The sequence below is a fragment of the Nitratidesulfovibrio liaohensis genome (assembly GCF_011682075.1).
Classification (GTDB): Bacteria; Desulfobacterota; Desulfovibrionia; order Desulfovibrionales; family Desulfovibrionaceae; genus Cupidesulfovibrio; species Cupidesulfovibrio liaohensis.
The window spans coordinates 1-686 of sequence record NZ_VSMK01000729.1; the positions used below are offsets into that span (position 1 = coordinate 1).

The following is a 686-nucleotide window of genomic DNA, read 5'->3' on the forward strand; positions in this document are numbered from 1 at the left end:
CAGGCCCCGCGCTGGTGCTGCGCGCCGACGAGGCTGCCCGCATGCCCGGCGGGGCCGGGGAAGGCATGACGCCCGATGGCCGCCCCATGACCCTGGACGAGAACGAGCGGGCGCACATCGAATGGGTGCTGGAACTGGCGGGCGGCAACCGGACGCAGGCGGCGAAGGTGCTGGACATCGACCGCGCCTCTCTGTGGCGCAAGCTGAAGCGCTACGGGCTGTAGCCGGGGCGCGCGGCGCCAGGCGGCGACAAGTGGGAGCGGGCGGAAACGGAGGACGACGGGGCGGGAACCGTCTGGACGCGCCACCGCCCGCCGTGCCATTCTGCCCATGGCGTTCCGGCCCGGATGCGATCAGATGCGCCCAGATGGGCATGAGACCAGATATGGCCAGATGCGGCCAGATGCGGCCAGATGCGGCCTGACAGGGTCGGACGGTTCGGCCCGGCCCGCTGCCCATCGGCGGTCAGACATTTTTCATGAGCACAGGAGATTCGCCATAGCACCGCTTCTGGAACTGCGCGGCATCAGCCGCCACTTCACCGTGCGCCGGGGCATGTTCGACCCCACGCCCGCCGTGCTGCGCGCCGTGGACGGCGTGTCGCTGACCCTGGACCGGGGCCGCACCCTGGGGCTGGTGGGCGAAAGCGGCTGCGGCAAGTCCACCCTGGCCCGCATGGTGGTGGG

Annotated in this window: 2 protein-coding genes; both read left to right on the forward strand. The window is 71.4% G+C overall.

Annotation, left to right across the window (positions count from 1 at the left end):
- On the forward strand, positions 1-224 hold a 224-nt coding region (locus FVW27_RS21060), incomplete at its 5' end, for a helix-turn-helix domain-containing protein (RefSeq protein ID WP_279586658.1).
- Positions 225-393: 169 nt separating this feature from the next.
- Positions 394-686: ATP-binding cassette domain-containing protein (locus FVW27_RS21065; protein WP_243838565.1), on the forward strand; the 293-nt coding region annotated here is incomplete at its 3' end.